The 25,319-nt window shown below is 72.5% G+C and carries 30 protein-coding genes; 18 read left to right on the top strand and 12 right to left on the bottom strand.

Translation table 11 applies throughout. From position 1 onward, the window contains the following. The 5 genes from ABD241_RS10970 to ABD241_RS10950 form a co-directional block, all read left to right on the top strand. Positions 1-692: FAD-binding protein (locus ABD241_RS10970; RefSeq protein ID WP_344061958.1), on the top strand; the 692-nt coding region annotated here is incomplete at its 5' end. 67 nt (positions 693-759) lie between these two features. Next, positions 760-1,956 carry an ROK family transcriptional regulator gene (locus ABD241_RS10965; RefSeq protein ID WP_344061955.1) on the top strand — a complete coding sequence of 399 codons (1,197 nt, stop codon included), beginning with the start codon at positions 760-762 and terminating at the stop codon, positions 1,954-1,956. A 97-nt stretch (positions 1,957-2,053) separates the two neighbouring features. Continuing rightward, entirely contained in the window at positions 2,054-3,145 is a 1,092-nt protein-coding gene (locus tag ABD241_RS10960; protein WP_344061952.1) for a substrate-binding domain-containing protein, read from the top strand. A gap of 182 nt (positions 3,146-3,327) precedes the next feature. After that, a complete protein-coding gene (locus ABD241_RS10955; RefSeq protein WP_344061949.1) occupies positions 3,328-4,143 on the top strand; it encodes an ATP-binding cassette domain-containing protein in 816 nt (271 codons plus the stop codon). Beyond that, positions 4,140-5,432: a sugar ABC transporter permease gene (locus ABD241_RS10950; RefSeq protein ID WP_344061946.1), complete on the top strand. Its 1,293-nt coding sequence runs from the start codon at positions 4,140-4,142 to the stop codon at positions 5,430-5,432. The genes ABD241_RS10955 and ABD241_RS10950 overlap by 4 nt, the downstream gene beginning before the upstream one ends. A 92-nt stretch (positions 5,433-5,524) precedes the next feature. On the opposite strand, the gene ABD241_RS10945 is transcribed toward ABD241_RS10950, so the two are convergent. Further along, positions 5,525-6,757, bottom strand: coding sequence for an MFS transporter (locus ABD241_RS10945; protein ID WP_344061943.1), 1,233 nt, complete (start codon positions 6,755-6,757; stop codon positions 5,525-5,527). Positions 6,758-6,900: 143 nt separating this feature from the next. Here ABD241_RS10945 and ABD241_RS10940 point away from each other — a divergent pair, with 143 nt between their 5' ends. Continuing rightward, complete coding sequence (locus ABD241_RS10940) at positions 6,901-7,392, top strand: MarR family winged helix-turn-helix transcriptional regulator (protein ID WP_344061940.1); 492 nt, start codon at positions 6,901-6,903, stop codon at positions 7,390-7,392. Between the two features lie 25 nt (positions 7,393-7,417). Here the strand turns inward: ABD241_RS10940 and ABD241_RS10935 are convergent, their stop codons facing one another. From ABD241_RS10935 to ABD241_RS10920, 4 genes are all read right to left on the bottom strand, one after another. Continuing rightward, complete coding sequence (locus ABD241_RS10935) at positions 7,418-8,164, bottom strand: phosphatase PAP2 family protein (protein WP_344061937.1); 747 nt, start codon at positions 8,162-8,164, stop codon at positions 7,418-7,420. A gap of 44 nt (positions 8,165-8,208) precedes the next feature. Beyond that, positions 8,209-9,303, bottom strand: a complete 1,095-nt coding sequence (locus ABD241_RS10930) for a DNA polymerase IV (protein ID WP_344061934.1) — start codon at positions 9,301-9,303, stop codon at positions 8,209-8,211. Positions 9,304-9,305: 2 nt separating this feature from the next. After that, on the bottom strand, positions 9,306-9,854 hold the full coding sequence (locus ABD241_RS10925; RefSeq protein ID WP_344061931.1) for a hypothetical protein: 549 nt from the start codon (positions 9,852-9,854) through the stop codon (positions 9,306-9,308). Between the two features lie 78 nt (positions 9,855-9,932). Further along, on the bottom strand, positions 9,933-10,874 hold the full coding sequence (locus ABD241_RS10920) for a hypothetical protein (RefSeq protein ID WP_344061929.1): 942 nt from the start codon (positions 10,872-10,874) through the stop codon (positions 9,933-9,935). A 250-nt stretch (positions 10,875-11,124) separates the two neighbouring features. Between ABD241_RS10920 and ABD241_RS10915 the strand changes: the two genes are divergently transcribed. From ABD241_RS10915 to ABD241_RS10905, 3 genes are all read left to right on the top strand, one after another. Next, a complete protein-coding gene (locus ABD241_RS10915) occupies positions 11,125-11,520 on the top strand; it encodes a DUF2237 family protein (RefSeq protein ID WP_344061927.1) in 396 nt (131 codons plus the stop codon). After that, positions 11,517-12,284 (top strand): pentapeptide repeat-containing protein, encoded by a 768-nt coding sequence (locus ABD241_RS10910; RefSeq protein WP_344061924.1) that lies wholly within the window; start codon positions 11,517-11,519, stop codon positions 12,282-12,284. The genes ABD241_RS10915 and ABD241_RS10910 overlap by 4 nt, the downstream gene beginning before the upstream one ends. A 109-nt stretch (positions 12,285-12,393) precedes the next feature. Next, complete coding sequence (locus ABD241_RS10905; RefSeq protein ID WP_344061921.1) at positions 12,394-13,065, top strand: hypothetical protein; 672 nt, start codon at positions 12,394-12,396, stop codon at positions 13,063-13,065. A 15-nt stretch (positions 13,066-13,080) separates the two neighbouring features. On the opposite strand, the gene ABD241_RS10900 is transcribed toward ABD241_RS10905, so the two are convergent. Then, the gene (locus tag ABD241_RS10900; protein ID WP_344061918.1) at positions 13,081-14,061 is read right to left on the bottom strand and encodes a DUF389 domain-containing protein; all 981 of its coding nucleotides are present in this window, start codon (positions 14,059-14,061) and stop codon (positions 13,081-13,083) included. Between the two features lie 225 nt (positions 14,062-14,286). On the opposite strand from ABD241_RS10900, the gene ABD241_RS10895 reads away from it, so the two are divergent. From ABD241_RS10895 to ABD241_RS10880, 4 genes are all read left to right on the top strand, one after another. Further along, positions 14,287-15,210 carry a cation diffusion facilitator family transporter gene (locus ABD241_RS10895; RefSeq protein WP_344061915.1) on the top strand — a complete coding sequence of 308 codons (924 nt, stop codon included), beginning with the start codon at positions 14,287-14,289 and terminating at the stop codon, positions 15,208-15,210. 42 nt (positions 15,211-15,252) lie between these two features. Beyond that, positions 15,253-16,317 carry a GTP pyrophosphokinase gene (locus ABD241_RS10890; RefSeq protein ID WP_344061912.1) on the top strand — a complete coding sequence of 355 codons (1,065 nt, stop codon included), beginning with the start codon at positions 15,253-15,255 and terminating at the stop codon, positions 16,315-16,317. Positions 16,318-16,395: 78 nt separating this feature from the next. Then, positions 16,396-16,833, top strand: coding sequence for a YciI family protein (locus ABD241_RS10885; RefSeq protein WP_344061909.1), 438 nt, complete (start codon positions 16,396-16,398; stop codon positions 16,831-16,833). Beyond that, positions 16,834-18,117, top strand: coding sequence for a DUF6596 domain-containing protein (locus ABD241_RS10880; RefSeq protein ID WP_344061906.1), 1,284 nt, complete (start codon positions 16,834-16,836; stop codon positions 18,115-18,117). Here ABD241_RS10880 and ABD241_RS10875 read toward each other — a convergent pair. Then, positions 18,104-18,646 carry a DinB family protein gene (locus ABD241_RS10875; protein ID WP_344061903.1) on the bottom strand — a complete coding sequence of 181 codons (543 nt, stop codon included), beginning with the start codon at positions 18,644-18,646 and terminating at the stop codon, positions 18,104-18,106. The genes ABD241_RS10880 and ABD241_RS10875 overlap by 14 nt on opposite strands. A 71-nt stretch (positions 18,647-18,717) precedes the next feature. Between ABD241_RS10875 and ABD241_RS10870 the strand changes: the two genes are divergently transcribed. The 3 genes from ABD241_RS10870 to ABD241_RS10860 are packed head-to-tail and all read left to right on the top strand — an operon-like array spanning position 18,718 to position 22,122. Continuing rightward, entirely contained in the window at positions 18,718-19,353 is a 636-nt protein-coding gene (locus ABD241_RS10870) for a LysE family translocator (RefSeq protein WP_344061900.1), read from the top strand. A gap of 43 nt (positions 19,354-19,396) precedes the next feature. Further along, positions 19,397-20,842 (top strand): FAD-binding oxidoreductase, encoded by a 1,446-nt coding sequence (locus ABD241_RS10865; protein WP_344061897.1) that lies wholly within the window; start codon positions 19,397-19,399, stop codon positions 20,840-20,842. Continuing rightward, the gene (locus ABD241_RS10860; protein ID WP_344061895.1) at positions 20,839-22,122 is read left to right on the top strand and encodes a class I SAM-dependent methyltransferase; all 1,284 of its coding nucleotides are present in this window, start codon (positions 20,839-20,841) and stop codon (positions 22,120-22,122) included. Before ABD241_RS10865 ends, ABD241_RS10860 begins: the two co-directional genes overlap by 4 nt. 9 nt (positions 22,123-22,131) lie before the next feature. Here the strand turns inward: ABD241_RS10860 and ABD241_RS10855 are convergent, their stop codons facing one another. From ABD241_RS10855 to ABD241_RS10840, 4 genes are all read right to left on the bottom strand, one after another. Then, on the bottom strand, positions 22,132-22,635 hold the full coding sequence (locus ABD241_RS10855) for a hemerythrin domain-containing protein (RefSeq protein ID WP_344061892.1): 504 nt from the start codon (positions 22,633-22,635) through the stop codon (positions 22,132-22,134). Positions 22,636-22,722: 87 nt separating this feature from the next. Next, positions 22,723-22,983: a metal-sensing transcriptional repressor gene (locus tag ABD241_RS10850; protein ID WP_142180746.1), complete on the bottom strand. Its 261-nt coding sequence runs from the start codon at positions 22,981-22,983 to the stop codon at positions 22,723-22,725. A gap of 91 nt (positions 22,984-23,074) precedes the next feature. Next, the gene (locus ABD241_RS10845; RefSeq protein ID WP_344061889.1) at positions 23,075-23,410 is read right to left on the bottom strand and encodes a YnfA family protein; all 336 of its coding nucleotides are present in this window, start codon (positions 23,408-23,410) and stop codon (positions 23,075-23,077) included. 32 nt (positions 23,411-23,442) lie between these two features. Continuing rightward, on the bottom strand, positions 23,443-23,841 hold the full coding sequence (locus ABD241_RS10840; RefSeq protein ID WP_344061886.1) for a VOC family protein: 399 nt from the start codon (positions 23,839-23,841) through the stop codon (positions 23,443-23,445). A 113-nt stretch (positions 23,842-23,954) separates the two neighbouring features. Here ABD241_RS10840 and ABD241_RS10835 point away from each other — a divergent pair, with 113 nt between their 5' ends. After that, on the top strand, positions 23,955-24,185 hold the full coding sequence (locus ABD241_RS10835; RefSeq protein ID WP_425580741.1) for a hypothetical protein: 231 nt from the start codon (positions 23,955-23,957) through the stop codon (positions 24,183-24,185). A gap of 108 nt (positions 24,186-24,293) precedes the next feature. Further along, on the top strand, positions 24,294-24,674 hold the full coding sequence (locus ABD241_RS10830) for a YciI family protein (RefSeq protein WP_344061882.1): 381 nt from the start codon (positions 24,294-24,296) through the stop codon (positions 24,672-24,674). Between the two features lie 12 nt (positions 24,675-24,686). Here the strand turns inward: ABD241_RS10830 and ABD241_RS10825 are convergent, their stop codons facing one another. Continuing rightward, positions 24,687-25,307: a class I SAM-dependent methyltransferase gene (locus ABD241_RS10825; RefSeq protein WP_344061880.1), complete on the bottom strand. Its 621-nt coding sequence runs from the start codon at positions 25,305-25,307 to the stop codon at positions 24,687-24,689. Positions 25,308-25,319: the final 12 nt, after the last annotated feature.

Here is a 25,319-nt window from a genome sequence, read left to right as displayed (position 1 = left end):
GCTTCGACACCCTGGGCACACTGCGGCACATCCTCTCGACCGGCCACGACTACTCCTGGTTCGTGCTCACCCAGCGCATCATCGAGAAGGAGTTCGCGCTCTCCGGCTCCGAGCAGAACCCCGACCTGACGGGCAAGGACGTGAGGCAGGTGCTCGGCCGGGCCCGCAGCGGCGCCCCGGCTCCGGTGGAGGCGTTCAAGCGGCACGGGAAGGACTTCGTCGTCGCCGACTCCCTGGACGACCTCGTGCGCGGCATGAACGACCTCACGGGCGAGGACCTGCTCGAGGTGGAGTCGCTGCGGCGCACGATCGTGGCCCGCGACAACGAGCTCGACAACGACTTCAGCAAGGACGCGCAGGTGACCGCGATCCGGGGCGCCCGCAACTATCTGGGAGACAAGCTGATCCGCGTCGCGCGCCCGCACCGCCTGCTGGACCCGGCGGCAGGACCGCTCATCGCGGTGCGGCTCAACATCCTGACCCGCAAGACGCTCGGCGGCCTCGAGACGGACCTGGCCGCGAGGGTGCTGCGGTCCGACGGCGACCCGTTGCCCGGGGTCTACGCGGCCGGGGAGGTCAGCGGTTTCGGCGGTGGCGGCATGCACGGCTACAACTCGCTCGAGGGCACGTTCCTCGGTGGCTGCCTGTTCAGCGGCAGGACTGCGGGCCGGTCGGTCGCGGCGGCTCTGTGAGCGCAGGTGGCCCGTGCAGGGCGGGCTGGGCTACCCAACGCCCGACCCGTCCGCTTATCTTTACCCCGTGAACGCAACGCACGCGGCTCCCGGCTCGCAGGCTTCCCTGCGGGAGGCCAACCGGCTCCGCGTGCTCGAGGCCCTGCGCGAGCAGGGGGCGATGACCCAGGTCGAGATCGCCGGCTCCACCGGACTCAGTCCGGCCACCGTGTCCAACGTGGTCAGGGACCTCGACAGCGCGGGCGCCGTCGAGCTGGCACCGAGCATCCGAAACGGCCGTCGCGCCGTCCTCGTCTCACTCGCGACGGGCAACACGCTGCTCGCCGGCATCGCGTTCGGCGACCGGGACGTCCGCGTCGCCATCGCCACCGGCCCCCGCGACATCGTCGGCCGCCAGCGCATGCCCCTGCCGGCCAACCACAACGCCGACGAGGGCATCGAGCGGGCCACCCGTCTGGTCTACGACCTCGTGGAGAAGTCGGGCAAGACGATGCCGGACGTCAAGGCCGTCGGTGTCGGCGTCCCGGCACCCGTCGACAGCGTGACGGGCCAGGTCGGGTCGGAGAGCATCCTTCCCGGGTGGCGCGGCGTCGACGTCGCGCAGGAGATCCGGGGGCACTTGGGCGCGCCGGTCTCCGTGGACAACACGGCCAACCTCGGCGCGCTCGGCGAGCTGAGATGCGGTGCGCTGCAAGGCGTCCAGGACGGGGCGTACATCAAGCTGTCCTACGGCGTCGGAGCCGGCCTCGTGCTGGGCGGGGAGGTCTTCCGCGGCAGCGCGGGGACCGCGGGCGAGATCGGCCACCTGACCATCGACGAGCACGGACCGGTCTGCCGTTGCGGCAACCGAGGGTGCCTCGAGACCTTCATCGGCGCCCACGCCCTGAGCGAGGCCCTGGCGGGCTCGCACGGCCGCCTCACCCTGCGCGACATCATCGGCAAGGCCATCGAGGGGGACCCCGGGTGCCGCCGGGTGCTCCACGATGCCGGCCGTCACCTCGGCGTGGCCCTGGCCGGGCTCGTCAACCTGCTCAACCCCGAGGTGGTCGTGCTCGGAGGTCAGCTCTCGCTCGTGGGGGACGTCATCACAGTGCCGATGCGGCACGCCCTCGAGCGCAGCGCGATCCCCAGCGCAACGGCCTCCCTCGTCGTGCGCGCCTCGGAGCTGCACACCGACGCCGATGTCGTCGGCGCCATCGTCGCCGCGGAGGCGGTGCACGCCGCCGCCGAGGGCCTCTTGGTCACAGTTTCGTCAACGTCTTGAATTCAAGCCTTGACGCCAAGCCCCACAACCCCTTTACTCCGGAGTACGGGCCTGCACCATCGTGGTTGCCGGCGCAAGAACAAGGGAGTTCCACACCATGCGTGCTCGCTCTACTCGCCTCGCCGGCATCGCTCTTGCGGCCGGTCTGGGCCTCACCTCGATCGCGGCCTGCGGCAGCAACGACACCTCGTCCGGCTCGAGCAGCGGGGGCTCCGCTGCCGGCGGCGGCGGCAAGAAGATCGCCCTGCTGCTCCCCGAGTCGAAGACCACGCGCTACGAGACCTTCGACAAGCCGCTCTTCGAGGCGGCCGTCAAGGCCGCCTGCGCCGACTGCACCATCCTCTACAGCAACGCCGACCAGGACGCCGCCAAGCAGCAGCAGCAGGCCGAGTCGGCCCTGACGCAGGGTGCCAACGTCCTGGTGCTCGACCCGGTCGACGGCAAGGCCGCCGCGTCGGTCGTCGCGAGCGCCAAGTCCAGCAACGTCCCCGTCGTGGCCTACGACCGCTTCATCGAGGGCGCCAACTACTACGTCTCCTTCGACAACGCGACCGTCGGCAAGCTCCAGGCGCAGACCCTGGTCGACGTCATGAAGAAGAACGGCAAGACCTCGGGCGACCTCGTCATGATCAACGGCGCGCCCACCGACCCGAACGCCGCCGACTTCAAGGCCGGCGCCCACAGCGTCATCGACGGCAGCGGCTACAAGGTCGCCGCCGAGTACGACACCCCCGACTGGAGCCCGGACAAGGCCCAGTCGTGGATGGACGGCCAGATCTCGGCGGTGAAGAACAACCTCGTCGGCGTCTATGCCGCCAACGACGGCACCGCGGGCGGAGCCATCGCGGCGCTCAAGGGTGGGGGCGTCAAGCCGCTCCCGCCGGTCACCGGTCAGGACTCCGAGCTCGCCGCGATCCAGCGCATCCTCGTGGGTGACCAGGCCATGACGATCTACAAGCCGATCAAGCCCGAGGCCTCGGCCGCCGCGGCCGCGGCCATCGCCCTGGCCAACGGCAAGACCCCGGCCAAGACCACCGACTTCAAGTCCGTCCCCTCGACGATCCTCTCCCCGATCGCCGTGACCAAGGCGAACGTGAAGGACACGGTCGTCAAGGACGGCATCTACAAGGTCAGCGACATCTGCACGGGTGAGGTCGCCGCAGCCTGCACGGCAGCCGGCATCAGCTGATCACCGAGAACACCTGTCTCTCGTGATCGCGCGGGTGTAGACCGGGTGGGTGGGCGCGAGCCCACCCACCCGGCGCTGCGTCCGGCGCGTCGAAGGGGCGGACGCACCGCCCTCAGCGACGAGCACGAGCCCCTTCCGTCCCGCATCTCCGGCCCTGCGACCGGACCGACCCAAGGACTCTCATGACTGCTACCACCTCACCACCTCCGGCCCCGGCGAGGACGGCCGTGCTCTCCCTCAGGGGGATCTCCAAGCGGTTCGGCGCCGTGCAGGCCCTGAGCGGCGTCGACTTCGACGTCAACTCGCACGAGGTCGTCGCACTCGTCGGCGACAACGGCGCCGGCAAGTCGACGCTCGTCAAGGCCATCGCGGGCGTCTACGCCCCCGACGAGGGCACCATGGAGTTCGACGGCAAGCCGGCGACCGTGAGCAGCCCGGCCGAGGCCCAGCGCCTCGGCATCGCGACGGTCTTCCAGGACCTCGCCCTCTGCGACAACCTCGATGTCGTGGCCAACCTCTTCCTCGGCCGTGAGCTCTACAACGCCCGTTCCCTGGACGAGGTGACGATGGAGAAGGAGAGCTGGCGGCTGCTGCGGCAGCTGTCGGCCCGGATCCCGTCGGTGCGCATCCCGGTCGCCAGCCTGTCGGGCGGCCAGCGCCAGACCGTGGCGATCGCCCGCTCTCTGCTCGGCAACCCCAAGGTCGTCATGCTCGACGAGCCGACGGCTGCCCTCGGCGTCGCCCAGACCGCCGAGGTGCTCAACCTCGTCGAGCGGCTCCGTGAGAACGGCCATGGCGTCATCCTCATCAGCCACAACATGAGCGACGTCATGGCGGTGGCCGACCGGGTGACGGTGCTGCGACTCGGCCGCAACAACGGCACTTTCGACGTCAGCCAGACCAACGCCCAGGAGATCATCGCCGCGATCACCGGCGCCACGACCAATGCCGTGTCCGAGCGTGCCTCGCGACGCGAGCAGAGCGAGGAGCAGCAGTGAGCACCACGACTCCCGAACCCACCCGCGACACAGCGGTCCCGGCCGACCCGACCGCATCGGACATCGTCCCCGCCGACCTGCAGGACGAGCGCCTGATCGGGCAGAGCGGCGTGTCCGGCGCCGTGCGCGTCTTCATCTCACGCCTCCGTAGCGGAGACCTCGGCGCGCTGCCCGTCGTGATCGGCCTCGTCGTCATCTGGATCGTCTTCCAGAGCCTCAACCCGGCGTTCCTCTCCAGTCGCAACCTCGTCAACCTCACGCTGCAGAGCGCGGCCATCGGCACCATTGCCATCGGCATCGTGCTCGTGCTGCTGCTCGGAGAGATCGACCTGTCGGTCGGCTCGATCAGCGGCCTGGCGGCGTCCATCGTCGGCGTCACCTTCGTCAAGTCCGGGTGGCCGCTCGTCGTCGCGATCCTCGCCGGCCTTGGCGTGGGCGCCGTCATCGGCATCTCCTACGGTGCGATCTTCACCAGGTTCGGCGTGCCGAGCTTCGTCATCACCCTCGCCGGCCTGCTGGGCTTCCTCGGCTTGCAGCTCAAGGTCCTCGGTGACACCGGCTCCATCAACATCCCGTTCGAGTCGGCGCTGACGAAGTTCGCGCAGCAGGCCTTCCTGCCCGACGCCGTGGCCTACGTCCTCGCCCTGCTCGTCGTCGCGGCGTATGCCATCAGTCGCCTCCGCGCCAACTCGCGTCGTTCGGAGGCCGGGCTCTCCACCACCCCGGTGGGCGCCATCGCCGTTCGGGCCGCGGCCCTCGCGGTGCTCCTGCTCCTGCCGGTGTACGTGCTCAACCGGGACCGCGGCGTGTCCGTGATGTTCCTCGTCTTCCTCGCGCTCGTCGTCATCATGGACTTCGCGATACGACGCACCCGCTGGGGGCGTTCGGTGATGGCCGTCGGCGGCAACGTCGAGGCGGCTCGTCGTGCCGGCATCAACGTCAAGCGCGTCTACATCTCGGTGTTCGCGCTGTGCTCGACGTTCGCGGCACTCGGCGGTGTCTTCGCCATGGCCAGGCTCTCGTCGGTGGGCCAGAGCAGCGGTGGCGGGGACACGAACCTCAACGCGATCGCCGCTGCCGTCATCGGTGGCACGAGCCTCTTCGGTGGCCGCGGCTCCGCCTACTCGGCCCTGCTGGGCATCCTCGTGCTCCAGTCGATCTCGAACGGGCTCAACCTGATCAACCTGCAGTCCCCCGAGCTCTACATGATCACCGGCGCCGTCCTGCTCCTGGCCGTGACGGTGGACGCCATCTCCCGCCGCAGCCGCGCGGCCCACGGTCGCGCCTGACCGACCCGGCCCGGCCACTCCCTCGACCGACACATCGACCCCGGCAGCCACTCGGCTGCCGGGGTCGCGTGCGTCCTGCCTCGCTCAGCGGCTCAGCACGTGGCGAGGTCGACCGGCGCCGCCTGCTCCGCCGCGGGCGCCCCCGCCGCCCCGGTCGCCCCCGCCGCCCCGGCCGCCCCGGCCAGGAGCAGCACGCCCAGCCCGAGGGTGGCGAAGCCGGCACCGACCCAGAGCGGTGAGGTCCAGCCGAGGCCGGCGGCGATCGTCAGGCCCGAGACCCAGACCCCGAGGAAGTTGCCGACGTTGAAGGCGGCGATGTTGGCCGAGGAGGCCATCGTCGGTGCACCGGAGGCGTGCGCGAGGACCCGCATCTGCAGGCCGGGCACGGTCGCGAACCCGAAGAAGCCCATCGACAGGAGCATCGCCGCCGCGCCGAGGCGGCTGCCCGCCAGGAGCGCGAAGGCGACGAGCGAGACGGCGAGCGCCAGCGTGAGCGCGGTGAGGGTGCGGGCCAGCGCCCGGTCTGCCCAGCGGCCGCCGAGCAGGTTGCCGGCGAAGAGCCCGATCCCGAAGAGCACGAGCAGCCACGGCACCGCCGACTCGTCGAAGCCGGTGACGCGGGTCAGGAGCGGCTCGACGTACATGAAGGCGCCGAACATGCCACCGAAGACGAGGACCGTCATCCCCAGGGAGAACCACACCTGCCGGTTGCGGAACGCCGCCAGCTCGGCTCGCAGGCCTCCGGTCCGAGCCCCGTCAGAGGCACCGGTCGAATGCGCCGGGCCGGCGGGAACGAGGGCGGCGATGCCGGCGAAGGCGAGGACGCCGACGACCGCGATGACCGCGAAGGTGGCACGCCAGCCCCACTGCTGGCCGACGAAGGTGCCGAGCGGGACACCGAGGACGTTGGCGAGGGTGAGCCCTCCGAACATGATCGAGATGGCCCCGGCCTTGCGGTCCGGCGCCACGAGGGAGGCCGCGACGACCGACCCGATGCCGAAGAAGGCGCCGTGCGCGAGCGCGGCGACGACGCGGCCGGTGAGCAGCAGGCCGTAGCCGGTGGCGGCGGCGGAGAGGGCGTTGCCGGCGACGAAGAGCACCATGAGCGCGAGCAGCGCCCGCTTGGGGTGCCACGAGGACAGCAGGGGCGTCAGCGCCAGGGCGCCCACCACGACGGCGAGGGCGTAGCCGCTGATGAGGTAGCCGGCGACGGGGATGGTGACCCCCATGTCCCCGGCGACGGTGCTGAGCAGGCCGGCGATGACGAACTCCGTCAGCCCGATGCCGAAGCCCCCGAGCGCGAGGGCGATGAGACCGAGTGGCACGACTGTGACACTTCCTTCCGAACGGTGGCGCAGGACCCGACCAGCCCCCTTGCTGTCGCCGGTATGCCGCGTGTGCAACTACTTGACGACGGGGACGTTAGTTGCACACGCGGTCTATTGCAAACGCCGAGTACACTGGCGGCATGGGTATCGCCGACTCCGCCGTCGAGGTGCGCGCCTCCGGGTGGCGCACCCTCGCCGCCCTGCACGGGCACATCGAGACCGCGCTCGAGCGTGAGCTCGTGCGTCGCCACGGCGTCTCGGTCGTCGAGTTCACCGTGCTCGACGCGCTGTCACGCCAGGACGGCTGGCACATGCGGATGAGCCAGCTCGCCCGCGCCGCAGCTCTCTCCTCGTCGGCCACGACGCGCCTCGTCAACCGGCTCGAGGACCGTGGTCTGCTGACCCGGGTGCTGTGCGCCGACGACCGACGCGGCATCTACACCGAGCTCACCGAGGGTGGCTGGGCGCTCTACCGCGAGGCTGCGCCCACCCACGACGCGGTGCTCGAGGAGTCGCTGCGCAGCGCCGGCGAGGTGCCGGAGCTGGCACCTCTCGTCGACTTCCTGCACCGTGCGCCGGCGCTCAGCCGCAGCGGCTCGTCCGCGCCCGCGCCGCGAGAGGCCACCGTCTGAGCGGCACCGTCCGGCCCAGCACCCGTCACCCTGGCAGCTGGTCGCCCTCGGCGGCATACGGCACGATCTCGTCCTCTCCCAGCAGGCGGCGCCAGCGGGCCGGTCCCCCGGCGGCCGAGCGCTCGAGCAGCCGGTAGGTCACGGGGGCGAGCGCCCACGTGCCGAACCACACGACGACCACGCCGACGGACACCCCGGCCACCACGTCATGCCAGTAGTGCGCCCCCGTGACCACCCGCGAGGCACACACGGCCAGCGCGAGCGGGGCGACGAAGCGCCACCAGACCGGCGACAGGACGACGACCGCCGTGGCGAGCGCCCCGGCGATGACGGCGTGGTTGCTCGGCCACGACCAGTCGTCGCGTGGGGGGCACGCGGCGACCGTGCGGACCACGAGGGCACGGCAGGGCCGCTCCTCGCGGACCATGCCCTTGACCACCTCGCTGAGGACGTAGGCGGCCACGGTGGAGGCGGCGGCCGCGACCGCCACCGTGACGTGCTGGAGCCCGCGCGACCGCGCCCGCCACGCCAGGACGGCGAACGCCAGCGCCAGCACGACGAGCCCGAGCTCGCCGACCACCTCGAAGAACCCACCGACGACCGAGGGCAGCGCCACGGCTCCGGAGGCGGTCGCGCGGTAGGCCGCGTCGCGCACCAGGTAGAGCAGGGCGAACACGGCGAGGAGCACCAGGAGGGTCGGCACCGCACCCGTCGCCCGCCCGCCGGCGAACCGTCGGCGCACGTCCACCGCGCCGTCAGGAGGAGTTGGCATGGAGCGACGGTAGGACACCAACATGGGAGCCGGCGCGGCCCGCCTCAGATGCGCCCGCGCACCGGCGTGCGCTCGACGGGGTCACCGTCCTCGGGCATCACCATCTCGGCGCGCACCCCGAGCAGCCGGACCTCCCGGGCCGGGTCGAGGGCGTCGGCGAGCGCCACGGCGGCGTCGACCACGACCTCGCGGTCGCTCGTCGGGGCGGGCAGCTTGCGCGCCCTGGTCTGCGTGAAGAAGGGTGCGTAACGCACCTTGAGCGCGACCCTGAAGACCGGCCGCCCCTCCCTGACGGTGTCGTCGAAGACCTGCGAGGCGAGCTCCCTGACGGCGGCCCGCACCTGCTCGGGAGTGGTGAGGTTGCTCTGGAAGGTCGTCTCGCGGCTGTGCCCCCGCGCCACCCACGGGGTGTCGTCGACGACCGCCGACCCGATGCCGCGCCCCAGCTGGGAGTACCACACCCCCATGCGCGGCCCGAACTCCCCGACGAGCACCGCCTCGTCCGCCTCCGCGAGCTGGCGCACCGTCGCGATGCCGTGGCCGGCCAGCCGCTTGGACACCCTGGCGCCGACCCCCCAGAGGTCGATGGTCGGGCGGTCCCCCATGACGTCGAACCAGTTGGCTGCCGTGAGCCGGAAGACGCCGCGCGGCTTGCCGAAGCCCGTCGCGATCTTGGCCCGCACCTTGTTGTCGCCGATGCCGACCGAGCAGTGCAGGTCGGTCGCGTCGAGCACCGTCGCGCGGACCCGCTCGGCGAAGGCCTCCGGGTCGTCGGTGCGCACGCCGAGGAACGCCTCGTCCCAGCCGAGCACCTCGACGACGACGCCGAGTCCGCGCAGCGCCTCCATGACGTGCTCCGAGGCCTCGGTGTAGGCGGCGGCGTCGACCGGCAGGATCACCGCGTCGGGCACCTTGCGCGCGGCGATGCGCAGCGGCATGCCGGACCCGACGCCGAACTGCCGTGCCTCGTAGCTCGCCGTCGACACCACGGCCCGCTCGGTCGGGTCGCCGCGACCCCCGACGATGACGGGCTTGCCGGCCAGCTCGGGTCGCCGCAGCACCTCGACCGCGGCGATGAACTGGTCGAGGTCGACGTGCAGCACCCACCCCGGGCGGTCGAGGGCGGGCCCGGCGTCCATCCCTACGCGGGGCGGTCCCGCCGCGGCGGGCGGCCGGTCCGCTCCGCCTGCTCACGAACCGGCTTGCCGCGCCGGAACGTGTAGACGGCCTGCCCGTCGTCGGACGACGCGGGGTCGTATGCCGTCTCGTCGCTCGGCCGCTCACCGTCGTGCCGCTCGGGTGCGATCTCCTGCACCTCCGCGTCTGCCGCGATCCCCGCGTCTGCCTCGATCCCAGCCTCGGCCCCGTGCTCGTGCACCTGCTCATGCACGTCCTGGTGCTCGTGCAGCCCGGCGACCTCGTCGGTCTGCTCGGTGTCGCCGACCCCGTCGTCCTCGACCACGGGGTCGGGACCGGCGAGGGCGTCCTGCTCACCGGCGGCCACCATCACGCCGTGGAACAGCATGGCCGCGGCGACCACGGTCAGCCCGAAGGCACCGACGGCAAGGGGCAGGCCCTCGTGCGCGCCACCGGTCTGGGAACGGAGCAGGTGCAGGCCGCCCGCGACCGCCCCGACGACCGCGGCGCCGACGAACCAGATGATCGTGGCTCGGGTCATTGATTTCCCCACGGGGTCACTGTGGCACACGCACCGCCCCGCTGCAGGCAGCACTCGCCTCGCCCCAGCCGCGTCGCCACGCCTCGGTCGTCAGAGCAGGTCGCGCACCGCCGAGGCCACGATCGCGAAGCCGTGCCGGACCGCGACCGGCGGCCTGCTCTTGGCCGGCTTGCTCTGGGCCGGCTTGCTCTTGCCCGGCTTGCTCTTGCCCGGCTTGGCCGTGGCCCCCTTGGCCGCCTGCGCGGGCACGGCGGGCTTGGCGTGCGAGGCCTGGGGAGTCCTCGGGGCGACGTCGACGGCAGGCCCGGCCTTGCCGGTGCCCTGCGCTGTGCCCTGCTCGGAGCCCTGCCCTGTGCCCTGCTCGGAGCCCTTCGGCCTCGGGGCACCCGTGCCCTTGCCCGTGCCGCCGTCCACTCCGCCTTCCACTCCCTCGGTCGGACGGGGAGCGAGGGCGTCCGGGGACAGGGTCAGGCCCGCGTCCGTCACGGGCCCGGCCGAGCCGGTCGGCGACGCGGAGGCCACCGTCACCGGCACCGACCGGGACGGCGTGGCGCTGCCGGCGGCATACGTCCTCGAAGCCTGCACCGCGCTCTCTGCGCTGACCGGGACGGGCGTGCCGGCAGCGACCCCGGGAGCCGGCCTGTCGTGCTCGGAGACCACCGAGCCGAGGATCAGCGCGGCGGCGCCGACGCCGAGGAGCGCGCTGGCACTGCGCTGCCCGCCGACCTGGCCGAGGGAGAGGTGGCCCGTGACGAGCCCCGCACAGGTGGTCAGCAGGGTGGAGACGCCGACGACGACGAACCCGCCCGTCGGGCCGCCGACGAGGCAGCTGAGGAGGACCAGTGCGCCGAGGAGGGCGAACCCCGCCACCGCCCCCTCGGGGAGGTGACGGCTGCCGGGGTCGGCCGCGAGGAGGTCGACCCGCGGGTGCTCGACCAGGCCCGCACCGGCTCGTGCCGACAGCGCGGAGGACGCGTCGTCCAGACCCGTCGTACCGGACATTTCGGGCATCACCGGGTCAGTGTGGCGCATGACCCGCAGCGAACGCGAACCCGCTCGCGCACCGCGGCGCGCGTGGTCGCCGCGTCGCTCGTCGTGTGTCGCACCGGTCATCACGGGACTCACAGCTCCTGCATCGGGCACCGGCGCCGCCCTGTACCGGTGCCGTCAGCCGGACACTACCGCCCAGAGTCACGATTTGCACCGCAAAGGGTAAAGGGGACGCAAAGTGGCCCTGTCCGACACCGGGCGCCACATTGCGCTCGGCCAGTAGGTTGGGCGCATGGCAACGCGTGAGCGGAACGTGCTCGGCGGGGAGCTCGAGGGGTGCGGCACCGACCCGCTGACGGGCTTCTACCGCGACGGCTACTGCACGACCGGTCCCGAGGACCGCGGCAGCCACACGGTCTGCGTCGTCGCCACGAAGGAGTTCCTCGAGCACCAGCGCAGCGTGGGCAACGACCTCCTGACCCCCCGCCCCGAGTGGCGCTTCCCGGGGCTGACCCCCGGCGACCGCTGGTGCGTCGTCGCGCAGCGCTGGCTGCAGTCCCACCAGGACGGCGCGGCCGCACCGGTCGTCCTCGCGGCCACCCACGAGCGCGCCCTCGAGGTCGTCCCGCTCCAGCTGCTCCAGGCGTACGCCGCCGACATCCCCGACGACCCGCGCTCGCTGCTGTGAGCCGTCTCGAGGCGGACTGCACGCGGTGCTTCGGCCTGTGCTGCGTGGCCCTGCCGTTCGCGCGCTCGGCCGACTTCCCGGTCGACAAGGCCGGGGGCGAGCCGTGCCGCAACCTGCTGGCGGACCACCGCTGCGGCATCCACGACCGGCTCGCCTCGGAGGGCTGGCGCGGCTGCGTGACGTTCGACTGCTTCGGCGCGGGCCAGCAGGTCTCGCAGGTCACCTTCGGCGGCGTCTCGTGGCGCGAGGCGCCCGGCACCGCCCCGACGATGTATGCCGTCCTGCCCGTCATGCGCCAGCTCCACGAGATGCTCGTCCACCTCCACGACGCCCTCGTCCTCGAGACGGAGGGCCCGCTGCGCGACGGGGTCACCGCCGCGCTCGCCGAGGTCGACGCCGCCACGGCCGGATCGCCGGAGCAGGTGCTCGCCGTCGACCTCGTGGCCCTGCGCTCGCGCGTCGGCGAGCTGCTCCGCGACGTCAGTGCGCGGGAGCGTGCGCGACGTCGCCGGCGTGACGGCATACCCGTGCCCCCGCGGCGGGTGCGAGCCGGCGCCGACCTCGTCGCCGCCGACCTGCAAGGCCGCGACCTGCGCACGGCGGACCTGCGCGGGGCGCTGCTCATCGCCGCAGACCTGCGCGACGCGGACCTGCGCTGGGCCGACCTGCTGGGCGCGGACCTGCGCGACGCCGACCTGCGCGGGGCGCGGCTCGAGGGAGCCCTCTTCCTCACGCGGCCGCAGCTGGCCGCAGCGCGCACCTGAGCCACGGCGCCAGGATCCGACCTCGCGACGATTCGCGCATTAGCCCTCCACGGCGCCGGGTCAGCACGCAGAATCGACGCATTGTCCACGTCGAGCACTGGAGTCGAGCGTGCGCCGAGCCCGGGCCACCGCAGCCACCGCGGCCGTGATTGTGGCTGCGGGCGGCCTGGCCGGACTGGTGCTGTCCGGCTGCTCCTCGAGCCAGCCGGGGGTGGAGCTTAGCCAGGTCGCGGCCGCCACCGGGACGCCGGTGCCCACCGAGACGGTGACCGTCACCCAGGTCGACACGAGGACGGTCACGGCGACGACGACGAGGGTGCAGACCGCCACCGTCACCCTCAGCCCGACCGTCACCGTGACGGCGCTGCCGCGCCCGAGCCTGACGACGAGCACGGCCTTCAACCGTCCCGTCGCGCTCGCCGACTACGCGAACCTGGTCAGCGACGTGACGGTCCTCGACCGGATGGCCCTGACCGGCAACGCCGCCGCCCTGCAGCTGGACCTGCTCGACCACCACCTGGCCCGGCTGAGCGCCAACGGTCCGCCACCGGGCCTCGACTCCCCGAGCTACTACGGGCGGCTCTACTCGCTGGGGCTCTTCGCCCGCGCCGCCTCGGACGAGGCACAGGCGGGCTCGCCCGTCGCCTCCAGCCGCTACGCCGTGATCCGGCAGGAGACGGGCGTGCTGCTCTCTCTCGTCAACGGCGCGCTGTCGACCACGTACGCGCTGCCAGCGGCCCCGACGCCGCCCAGGACGCCGGCGGCCACGCCCACTCGCTGACCTCGATCGCCACGGTCAACGGCCCGGTGGTCGCTCGGCGTGGACGTGGCGGGCGAGCTTCGACGGCGACCGGCGGACGGGAACCCTCGACCAGACTGCTCGCTGCAGGGCCAGCGTGCCCCAGCCGGCGAGCGCCATGCCGACGAGGTTGAAGAGCAGCTGCAGACCACTGCCGCGCACCTCGTGCCAGGCGCCGAAGGCGAGCCCGAGCGCGACGTTGCCGGCCGCGGGGATCGTCGTGACGGAGATGAAGACGCCGCTCAGGCCGCCGACCTTGGCCGACGTCAGCGACAGCACGCCCGCTGCGGCGGCGAGGACCGCGACGATGAACGTCCACTTGTCCGGGCTGTAGATGAAGCCGGTGCTGGGCCGTGGCCCGGTGATGTCGTGCACGGTGACCCAGCCGAGGGCGCGCGCCACGAGCGCTGCCAGGCAGGTGACGACGATGGCCACCGCGAAGCCGACGACCAGCGCCCGGACGGCGACGCCGAGGAGCAGGCGCCGGCGGCGCACCAGGGCGACGCCGAGCGCCGCGATGGCACCGAACTCGGGGCCGAGCACCATGGCGCCGATGACGAGGATCTGCGAGTCGAGCACGATCGCGACGCCCGCGATGAGCGTGGCGAGCGTCATGAACGACAGGAACGTCCAGTTCAGCTCGCTGTCGTCGTAGGACCGCTGGGCCACCTCGGCCCAGACGACCGCGTCGGCACTGCTGCCCGGCGTCCGCACCTCCGCCTCGAAGCCGGGACGCGAGATCCAGGTGGTGACCGGCTCCAGCTGCAGGGAGCCCTCCTCGTGGACCCCGAGATCACGGAGCTGGTCGACGACGTCGTTCGCGCCCTCGCGGGCCACGTCTGCGAGGACCACGTCTCCCACGGGGCGCACGGCTGCTCCCCTCAGCACCGACAGCGTGCTCACGGCCGTGGAGTCGGCGAGCAGCTCGGTGACCTGGTCGGTCAGCGCACTGGGGGTGGTGACCGTGAGTCTCAGCATGTCGCACAGTCTGCCGCCCGCTGACCGGAGTTCGGTCGAGCGGCGTCAGGACGAGCAGCTCGGGCGCGGCGTTGACACAGCGCACCGGTTGCGGTGACGTGGCTTCTGAACAGTCGTTCGGATGTGGAGGAGACCCGTGGACACGGTCAGCGGTCTCGACGGCTGCGCCGCCCCCGCAGTCCACCCGGAGAGGGCCGCGCTCGACGACCGGAAGGCGGCCACGTCGTGAGCGGAGGACACGGGCACGGCCACTCGCACGGGGGTGCGGCTGCCCACGCCGGTGGCCGTCACCGCTGGCGGTTGGCGGTCGCATTCGGGCTCGTCGGGGCGTTCTTCCTCGTCGAGCTGGCGGCCGGGCTGCTCTCCGGGTCGCTGGCGCTGCTCTCGGATGCCGGGCACATGGCCGCCGACGTCGTGACCCTCGGGGCGGCGCTCGTCGCCACGCGGGTCGCCACACGCGCCGACACGACCGGGCGTCGCACGTTCGGCTCCTACCGGGCGGAGGTCTTCGCCTCCGGGCTGGCGGTCCTGCTCATGCTCGGCGTCTCGGTCTACATCGCGATCGAGGCCGTGGGGCGCATCGGCGCGAGCCCGGAGATCGCGTCCGGCACCATGCTCGTGGTCGGGGTCATCGGCCTCGTCGTCAACCTCGTCGCCCTGGTCATGCTGCGCGGCGGCGCCGGTGAGAGCCTCAACGTCAAGGGCGCCTACCTCGAGGTGGTCGCCGACACGGTCGGGTCCGTCGGCGTCATCGTGGCTGCCCTGCTGGTCCGCGCGACCGGCAGCGCCTGGTGGGACACGGCGGTCGCCCTCACCATCGCCGTCTTCGTCGCCGTCCGCGCTGTCGGACTGGGGCGTGAGGTTCTCGCCGTGCTGGGGCAGCACGCTCCGACCGGCATCGACCCCGCCGACCTGGAGCAGGCGCTCGCCGAGGTGCCGGGTGTCACGGAGGTGCACGACCTGCACGTGTGGACGCTCACCTCAGGCATGGACGTCGCCACCGCGCACCTCGTGACCGCGCCCCAGGACGCCGGTCAGCAGGTGCTCGACCAGGCCAGCCGGATGCTGCGCGAACGCTTCCACGTCGCGCACGCGACCCTGCAGGTGGAGACCACCGACCGCTCGGAGTGCCGCGGCGCCGACTGGTGACGCCCGGCCCCGCCGGTGCTCCGACCACGGCAGGATGGCCGCATGGCCGAGACCAGTGGTGCAGGGGCGAGCGACGAAGCGGCGACGCCGACGCAGGGCAACCAGGCGGTGACGTCGGCCGAGAGCAGCGAGGCCGCGACGGCCTACGCGGCGGTGCGGCCCGAGCTCGAGGCGGCGACCGGCCTCTTCGTCCAGATGCTCACCGGGCTGCTCGACGACGCGGGCATCAACTACCTCAGCGTGACGGGCCGCACCAAGAGCGTGGCCTCGTTCGCGGCCAAGGCCGAGCGGCGCCGCGACGGCAGGCTGCTCTACCCCGACCCGCTCTCCGACATCACCGACCAGATCGGCGTCCGGGTCATCACCTACGTCCACGACGACGTCGCCGCGGTGGCGGAGCTGCTCGACGAGGAGCTCGCCGTCCTCGACGACCGCGACCTCGGTCTCGAGACCGCCCGCGCCGGCCGCTTCGGCTACGCCAGCCGGCACCTGCTCGTCTCCGTCGACGCCAGCCGCACCGTGCCCACCGCCTACGAGACGTTGCGCCGCCTGAGCGCCTCCGTGCAGATCCGCACGGTGCTGCAGCACGCGTGGGCCGAGTTCGAGCACGACATCCGCTACAAGGGCACCATCCCCGAGGAGCACGCCCACGAGCTCGACCGACGGTTCACCCTCGCCGCCGGGCTCATCGAGCTCGCCGACCGCGAGTTCTCCGCCATCCGCGACCGCCTCCAGATCACGGTGCCCCCCACGGTCGCCGTGCCGGCCGAGCACGATGCGAGGATCAGCTCCCAGGACCTCGCGAAGTTCCTCGCGTTGCGGTATGCCGGCGCCGGCTGGGCCCGCACCGACCACTACACGTGGGTCTCGGGCCTGCTGCTCGAGCTCGGCATCACCTCCGTCGAGCACCTCGCGGAGGTCATCGCGCCCGTCGACAGCGCCGACCTCATCGAGCGGATGGGCTACAAGTACCCACCGGGTGCGGTGCGCCGCCTCGACGACGCGCTCCTGGCCACCTTCGGCACCCGCTACCTGGAGCTCGAGGGCAACGCGCACCGCCGGTCCTCCCTCGAGGCACGCCTCCAGCGCCTCAACACCGCGAGTTGAGCGTGTCGATTCCGGAGGGGCGAGTTCGTCAGGATGATGTGGCGAGGGTCGCCACCTCTGTTCGAGAAGGAGCCATCCATGGCTGACACGTACGCCTACCTGATCCACGAGGCCGACTGGGACTCCGACGCCTTCCTGGCCGCCGCCACCGCCGCCACCGCCGCCACCGGCCCGGCCGGCAAGGACCCCTCCGCCCCCGGCCAGGAGCCCGCGACCGACGGTTCGTTCCCCGAGCACCAGGCGTTCCAGAAGGCCGTCGCCGAGCTCGGCGCGCGCATCGTCGGTGGCGCCGCCCTGCAGCACACCGGGCACGGCGGCACCGTCACCCCCGGCGCCGGCGAAAGCCGGGTCGAGGACGCCGTCTACACCGACGGCCCCTTCCCCGACTCCTCCGAGGTCATCACCGGCTTCTACCTCGTCGAGACCGACGACGAGGACACCGCGCGCCGTCTCGCCGCCCTCGTGCCGACCACCGGCCACATCGAGTGGCGCAAGGTCTTCCCGACGGGGATGTGAGTGCCGCTCGGGTCGGGTGAGTTCGAGGAGGCGTGGCCGCGCATCGTGCGCGCCCTCGCCTCCTTCACCGGCAGCCTCGACGACGCCGAGGAGTATGCCGCCGAGGCCGTCGCGCGGGCCACAGCCCACGAGCGCGCCGGTGGCCGTCCCATCGAGTCGTATGCCGCCTGGTGCACCTCCGTGGCCAAGCGCGCCTGGCTCGACGACGCCCGCAGACGCACCGTGGAGCGCCGGCTCGCGCCGGAGCTCGCCCGCCCCGAGGTGGCAGACGCCCCCGACCCGTGCGGCCCGTCCGACGACACCGCCATGGATGCCGACGACCTGTCCCGCGAGGGCCTGGACGACCGCCTCGCCCTGCTCTTCGTCGCCTGCGACGAGGCGCTCTCCCCGACCTCGCGGATGGTGCTCGCGCTGCGCGTCGTCTGCGGCCTGACGATCCCCGAGATCGCCGGCCACCTCGGGGTGCAGGAGACGGCCGCGGCCGCCCGGCTCACCCGCGCGAAGCGCGCCCTCGCCGAGGCGCGCGGCTCCTTCAGCGTGCCACCACCAGCAGAGCGGGAGCGTCGGCTTCCTGTCGTGATCGCCTGCGTCGCAGGCATGTTCACGGTTGCGCACCGCACCGTCCTCGACCCCGCCGACGCGCTCGCCGACACCGGTCGCCAGGCCCTGTCGATCGCCGACGCCCTCGTGGCAGCCTTCCCCGGAGACACCGAGGTCCGTGGCCTGCGGGCCGTCATCCGCCTCGGCCTGGCGCGTCGCCCGGGACGGGTCGACGCCACCGGGACGGCCCTCGCCCTCGACGAGGTGGACCGGACCCGCTGGGACCGGGACCTGCTGGGCGCCGGCCTGGACGACGCGACGGCCGCCGTCTCGGGCGACGGTCGCTTCGCCATCGAGGCGGCGATCGCCGGCCTGCACTCCATCGCGCCCTCCTTCGAGCGCACCGACTGGAGGCGCATCGTCCAGCTCTACGGCGCGCTCGAGGACCGCTGGCCCTCCCCCTCCGTGCGCGTCGCGCGCCTCGTCGCCACGGCGCAGGCCGTCCTGGCCGGCGAGAACGGCTGGGCGGGAAGGTCGGTGACCGCGGTGGAGCAGGAGCTCGCGTCCCTCGAGACGCGCGGTCCGGCATACGCCAGCCGTGACGCGGCCCTCGCCCTCGCCGACCTGGAGTGGCGCACGGGACGGCGGGAGCGGGCGGCGCAGCGCTACCGCGACCTGGCCGAGGTCGTCGACGTCGAGCCGCTGCGCCGCTTCTGCCTGCGGCGGGCGCTCACTCCCCCGTGACGCCGTCGATCGCCTCGCGCAGGAAGTCGGCGTGGCCGTTGTGGCGGGCGTACTCCTCGATCATGTGCAGCAGGATCCACCGCAGCGTGAACGATTGGTTCTCCTTGCGCGCCAACGTCGCCGAGCGGAACTCGAGTCCGCCGTCGGCGAGCGCCGCGTCGATGTCGCGACGGGCCTGCTCGACCGCCTCGTCCATGAGCCGGCGCAGCTCCTCCGGGCTGTCGTCCTTCGCCGAGGTCATCTCCCAGTCGCGGTCGGCGTCCCAGTCGGCACTCGCCCACGGCTCGGGCATCGGGCGCCCGTGCAGCACCTCGCCGAACCAGCTCGCCTCGTTGAGGGCGACGTGCTTGAGCAGGGCGCCGAGGGTCAGGCTCGACGGCGGGAGCGGCTGCGCCAGCTGGTCGGCGGTCAGGCCCTCGGTCTTGAGCCGGAGCGTGTCGCGGTGGTAGTCGAGGAACGCCACGAGCGTGGTCGCCTCGTCGGCGGCGAGGGGCGGGTCGGTGCGTTGCGTGTGCGCGGGGGTCGTCATGGTCACCGACGCTAGTGTCCGAGGCGCGAAAAACGCCTGCCCGTTTCCGCGCCGGGGAGCAGACTGGCACCGTGCCGACATCGAGCCAGTGGGTCGCGTTCCTCGTCGCGTCGATCCTCTTCATCCAGGTCCCGGGCCCCAGCCTGCTCTTCACCATCGGGCGCGCACTGACCGTCGGGCGCCGTGAGGCGCTCCTGTCGGTGGCCGGCAACGCCATCGGTGTCACGACGCAGGCCCTCCTCGTCGCCGTCGGTCTCGGTGCGGTCGTGGCGGCGAGCGTCACGGCCTACACGGTCATCAAGCTCGCCGGTGCCGCCTACGTCATCTGGCTCGGCATCCAGGCGATCCGGCACCGTCGCGAGGCGCGTGAGGCGATGGCCGGCCACGGAGCGCTCGTGACCGCCGGGCGCGGGCACGCCCTGCGCGTCGGCGTCCTGGTGGGACTGACGAACCCGAAGACGATCCTGTTCTTCGTCGCCTTCCTCCCACAGTTCGTCAACACGGGCGCCGGGCACGTCGACGCGCAGATGGCGGTCCTCGGCACCGTCTTCGGCGCCATGGCCCTGTGCAGCGACAGCGTGTGGGCTCTGCTGGCCGCTCGGGCGCGGGAGTGGTTCGCGCGCAAGCCCGCTCGTCTCGACAAGCTGGGAGCGACCGGCGGCGTCATGATGGTCGGGCTCGGCGCGGCCATGCTGGCGAGCGAGTAGACCCCGACCCCGACCCCTCAGGGAGATCTGTTTGACTGGCGTGATGGCGAAACCCCAGGTGACCTCTCCTGTGGACGGCGTCCCGGCCCGGGTGCAGGAGCACGAGCGCGCTCTGGAGCAGGCGAAGCGGGCGTATGCCGCCCTGCCGCCCGACCGGCCGGTCCGGCTCGCCAAGCGCACGTCCAACCTCTTCCGGACGCGCAGCGCCACGGACGCACCGGGCCTGGACCTGTCGGCGTTCCGCGGGGTCGTCGAGGTGCGGCCCGGCCGCGACGGCGCACCGGCAACGGCCCTGGTCGGCGGCCTGACCACCTACGAGCAGCTCGTCGACGAGCTGCTCCCGCACGGCTTCGTCCCGCTCGTCGTCCCGCAGCTGCGCACGATCACCATCGGCGGGGCGGTCACGGGCCTCGGCATCGAGGCGGCGTCGTTCCGCAACGGGCTGCCGCACGAGTCGGTGCTGCAGATGCGGATCCTGACCGGCGACGGCGAGGTCGTGACCGCCACGCCCGACGGTGAGCACGCCGGCCTGTTCCGCACGTTCCCAAACTCCTACGGCTCGCTCGGCTACGCGCTGGACCTGCTCATCGAGCTCGAGCCGGCCCGGCCCTACGTCGCCCTGCGCCACGTGCGCTTCGACTCCCTCGAGGCCCTCACCGATGCCATCGGCGACGTCATGGCGTCGCAGACGTGGGACGGCGACCGCGTCGACTTCCTCGACGGCGTCGTCTTCGGCGCCCGGGAGGCCTACCTCACCCTCGGCCGGTGGACCGACACCCTCGAGGGCCAGCCCCGGCCGAGCGACTACACCGGCTCGGAGATCTTCTACCGCTCGATCCAGACGCGCCGCACCGACGTGCTCACCGCCCACGACTACCTGTGGCGGTGGGACACCGACTGGTTCTGGTGCAGCCGCGCCTTCGGGGCCCAGAACCCCACGATCCGCCGCCTCTGGCCCCGCGACCTGCTGCGCAGCGACGTCTACTGGAAGATCGTCGCCTTCGAGAACCGGCACCGGGTGATGGCCCGGATCGACCGCATCCGTGGGCTGCCCGAGCGCGAGCGCGTCGTCCAGGACGTCGAGATCCCGCTCGAGCACACGGCCGAGTTCGTCGGGTGGTTCCTGCGCGAGGTGCCGATCGAGCCGGTCTGGCTGTGCCCGGTGAAGCTCCGGCCGGACGGGCGGGCACCCGGAGACGACACGCCATGGCCCCTCTACCCGATGCGCCGTGACGAGCCCTACGTCAACGTCGGGTTCTGGTCCACGGTCCCCATCGAGCCGGGGGCGAGCGACGGTGACGTCAACCGTCGCATCGAGGCGGAGGTGACGAGGCTCGGAGGCCACAAGTCCCTCTACTCCGACGCGTACTACGACGAGGGGACCTTCGCCGCCCTCTACGGCGGCGAGGAGTACGCGCCGGTCAAGCACAGATATGACCCGAGGGGACGGTTCCCCACTCTCTACGAAAAGGCGGTGCAGGCTCGATGACGCTGACGGTGGGACAGGCATTCGACCGGGTGTTCGGCCCGGAGGCCCCGGTGCGGGTCGTCGCGTGGGACGGCTCGGAGGGCGGCAGCCCCGACGGCCTCGTGCTGCGGCTGACGAACCCCGACGCGCTCAACCACATCGTCGCCGCGCCCGGCGACCTCGGCCTGGCACGCGCGTACCTGAGCGGTGACCTCGTCATCGACGGCATGGACGAGGCGGATCCCTACGACGTGCTGCGGGTGGTGCGCGACGGCCTCACGCCCCGGCGCCCGGACCGCCGCGACGCGGCGGAGCTGGCCCGGTTCGTGGCGCACCACCGCCCGCACCCGCCGACGCTGCCCCCGGAGGAGACGCCGAGCCCGCTGCGCCGCCTCGCGCACGGCCTGCGCCACGGCCGCAGCCGCGACGCCGAGGCGATCCACCACCACTACGACGTGTCCAACGAGTTCTACGAGCACGTGCTCGGGCCCTCCATGACCTACACGTGCGCGTGCTTCCCCACCGACGAGGCGTCGCTCGAGGAGGCCCAGGCCTACAAGTACGACCTCGTCGCCAAGAAGCTGGGCCTGAAGCCCGGGATGCGCCTGCTCGACGTCGGCTGCGGCTGGGGCGGCATGGTGCGCCACGCCGTCAAGCACTACGGCGTCACGGCCCTCGGCGTCACCCTCTCGCGCGAGCAGGCCACGTGGGCGCAGAAGGCCATCGCGGCCGACGGCATCGGCGACAGGGCCGAGGTGCGCTTCGGCGACTACCGCGACGTCACCGAGCGCGGCTTCGACGCGATCAGCTCCATCGGCCTGACCGAGCACATCGGCGTCAAGAACTACCCGGCCTACTTCCGTTTCCTGCGCGAGCGGCTGCGTGAGGAGGGGCGCCTGCTCAACCACTGCATCACCCGGCCCGACAACCAGCACGCCGGCCTGCCGGCCCGCGGGTTCATCAACCGCTACGTCTTCCCCGACGGCGAGCTGACCGGCAGCGGCGACATCGTGCGCGTCATGGAGGACGAGGGGTTCGAGGTGCGCCACCACGAGAACCTGCGCGAGCACTACGCCCGCACCTGCGCCGCGTGGAACGCGAACCTCGCCAAGCACTGGGAGGACTGCGTCGAGCTCGCCGGCCTGGGCCGGGCGCGGGTGTGGGGCCTCTACCTCGCGGGTTCACGACTCGCGTTCGAGCGCAACGAGATCCAGCTGCACCAGGTGCTCGGGTCGCGCACGAGCAGCGCAGGCGTCTCGGGCTTCGCGCTGCGGCCGCGCTTCGAGCCCTCCGAGGGCTGAGGGCCGCCCTCAGTCCGACCCGCCGAGGTCGACGTCGTAGGCCTCGTAGACGAGGTCGCCGCCCTTCTGGCGGTGCCGGACCAGGCGGCCGGCGAGCACGGTGAGCTCCTCGCGGAAGACCGGCAGGTCCGCGAGGGTGCCACCGTGCTCGAGCACCGCGAGGTAGCCGTGGATCACCGCGTGCAGCTCGCGGTGCTCGGCTGCGAGCCGGTCGACGGGCCCGGAGAGCCGAGGCGCGTCGTGGCGCAGCCGGTCGTAGAGGCCGCCCGGGCTCTCGGTCAGCGCCACGTGGTCCTCGAAGTCGTGCGCCAGCTCGGCGAGGGCGGCCCGGACCCGCTCGCGCCACATCCCGCCCCGGGCGATCGGCGCCTCGAGGGCCAGCACCACGGCGGCGAGCGACTCGTGCAGCTCGGACCGGTGGGCGCGGACGCGTTCGAGGTGGGTGGCGAGGTCCACGCCGGCCTGCGCCGCCGTGGTGAGGGGCGGGCTGGCTGCATTCGGCTGGACGTTCATGGGCGCGACCTCCGTGGCGTCCATGGTGGGGCCTCGGCGCGCGGTTCGTCCAGAGCAGGCAGGCGGCAGATGGACGCGACCAGACGGTCAGGCCAGCGAGAGGAAGAGCTTCTCCATCTCGGCGACGTCCATCGTCTCGCCCTGCGGGTTGGTGATGCACTCGCGCAGCCCGGTGGCGATGACGGCGAAGCCGGCGCGGTCGAGCGCCTTGGAGACGGCGGCGAGCTGCGTGACGATGTCCTTGCAGTCGCGGCCCTCCTCGATCATCTTGACGATGCCGCCGATCTGGCCGCGGGCGCGGTTGAGGCGACGGATGACCGACTGCATCTCGTCGAGGTCGAGCTCCACGGCATCCTCCTGGGTCTGTGGACTGTCCGTCCATGATACCCCGGTACGTATGCCGTATGCCGTGTCCCGGGGGCACGACGGCCCGCTCCGCTCAGCCCGAGCGGGGCGCGTACATGATGATCGCGACGCCGAGGAGGCAGACGAGCGCGCCTGCCACGTCCCACCGGTCGGGCCGGAAGCCGTCGGCGACCATGCCCCACAGGAGGGAACCGGCGATGAACACCCCGCCGTAGGCCGCGAGGATGCGACCGAAGCTCGCGTCGGGCTGCAGTGTCGCGACGAAGCCGTAGAGCCCGAGGGCGATCACACCCGCGCCGGCCCACACCCACCCGCGATGCTCGCGCACGCCCTGCCAGACGAGCCACGCTCCGCCGATCTCGGCGACGGCGGCGAGCACGAAGAGCAGGATCGAGCGAGTGACGGTCACGCGCGCCATCGTCGCACCGTCGTCTCGTCTCCTCAGAGGTCGCCGGCCGCCCGGCGCTCCTCGTCGCTGCGCAGGATGCAGAACTCGTTGCCCTCGGGGTCGGCCAGTACGACCCAGCCGCGACCGTCCTCCGTGCGGCAGTCCTGGACGACGGTGGCGCCGAGTCCCTCGACACGAGCGACCTCCTCGTCGCGGGGCCGGTCGGTGGGACGCAGGTCGAGGTGCACGCGGTTGCGCACCTGCTTGGCGTCCGGGACCTCGATGAAGAGCAACCGGTGCGAGCCGTCCGGCGAGAAGATCATGCACTCCTCGTGGCCCGGCTCGTTCGGGTCGCTCGGGTCCTCGTGGTAGTCGAGCAGCTCGGCCCACCAGACCGACTGCGCGTAGGCGTCGAGGGCGTTGACGGTGGTGTGCGAGAGAGCGAGCGCCATGCCGACATCCTGCCGTCAAGTCCTCCACAGCTCAGCCCGAAATATGTCAACGTCCATTGACACGCCGGACCGGCCGGCATACGTTGTCAACCGAGATTGACACGCGCGACGACGTGACCGGAGTGACGATGGAGGTCGACGAGATGCTGGCACTGGCCCGGGCGACCGGGGACGACGACCCGCGAGCCGCCCTCGCGGCTGCGCGTGAGCTGCGGCGCGCGGCCGACCGCACCGAGGCGGCCGTGGTGCGCCGCGCCCGCAACCAGGGGCTCGCGTGGGCCGACATCGCCGAGCAGCTCGGCGTCAGTCGCCAGGCGGTGCACAAGAAGTACGGCCGCCGCTGAGCGGCTGCCCGCCGCGCAGGGAAGACTGTCGGATCGGGGCACACCCGTTCGTCGGGTAGGTGAACGGCGATGCCGCCGTCCCCGCCACCCGAGACCAAGGAGAGCACGATGCCGGAGTACCTCATCACCTTCAACGACGAGTGGGTGCAGGAGCACACGAGCGAGCAGATCAACGACAAGGCCACGGCGGTCGGCGCAGTCATCGAGGAGATGCAGCAGGGCGGGGTCCTGCTCTTCACCAACGGCGGGCTCGACCGGTCCACGGCCCTCTTCAGCGTCGAGTCACAGGACGGCCGCCCGGTCTTCACCGACGGCCCCTACGTCGAGACCAAGGAGCACCTCGGCGGCTTCTGCGTTGTCGACGTGCCCGACGACGAGGCCGCGCGCTACTGGGCCGGCCGGCTCGCGACCACGCTCGACTGGCCGCAGGAGGTGCACCGCTTCCGCGGCCCGGGCAAGATCAGGCGCACCGCCTCGCAGGAGAGCTGAGCCCGGCGCAGCTCAGGCCTCCCGGCGCAGCACGACGACGGTGTCGAGCGCCACGCGCTCGCCCTCGTCGGTGTCGACGGGCCGCTCCCGGATGCCGGAGTGTTCGACCGTGACGGGCAGCCCGTCGGCACGCTCGAGCACCTCGTCGGGGTCGTAGAGCACGCTGCGGTCGCCGGGACCGCCCCAGCCCTCCGCGAGGTTGCGACCCGCGTGCCCGACGACGACCACTCGCCCGCCCGGGCGCACGGCCTCGACCGCCTCGCGCAGCGCCTGGCGCCACTCGGGGGCGGGCAGCTGGAGGTAGGAGAGCAGGGCGAGGTCGTATGCCGCCGGGCCGCCGGGCGCCGGCTGCGTCGCGTCCGCGACGAGCGGGGTCAGCCGGGCCAGGTCGTCGCCGAGCCGGTCGGCGGCCAGCGACCGCATCCGCTCGACCGCCACGGTGGAGTAGTCGGCCGCCACGACGGTCCAGCCCTGCTGCGCCATCCAGATGGCGTTGCGCCCCTCGCCCGCGGCGACGTCGAGCGCACGTCCCGGCGTCATCGGGCCGACGATCTCGGCGACGAAGCGGTTGGGCTCCGCGGACCACACGAGGTCGTGGGCGGCATACCGCTCGTCCCAGTCGCTGGCCTTCATGGCGCCCTCCTC

This window comes from Terrabacter lapilli, assembly GCF_039531305.1.
Classification (GTDB): domain Bacteria; phylum Actinomycetota; class Actinomycetes; order Actinomycetales; family Dermatophilaceae; genus Terrabacter; species Terrabacter lapilli.
Note: the sequence above shows the minus strand (reverse complement) of the source record. Positions and strands in the feature narration are given on the sequence as shown.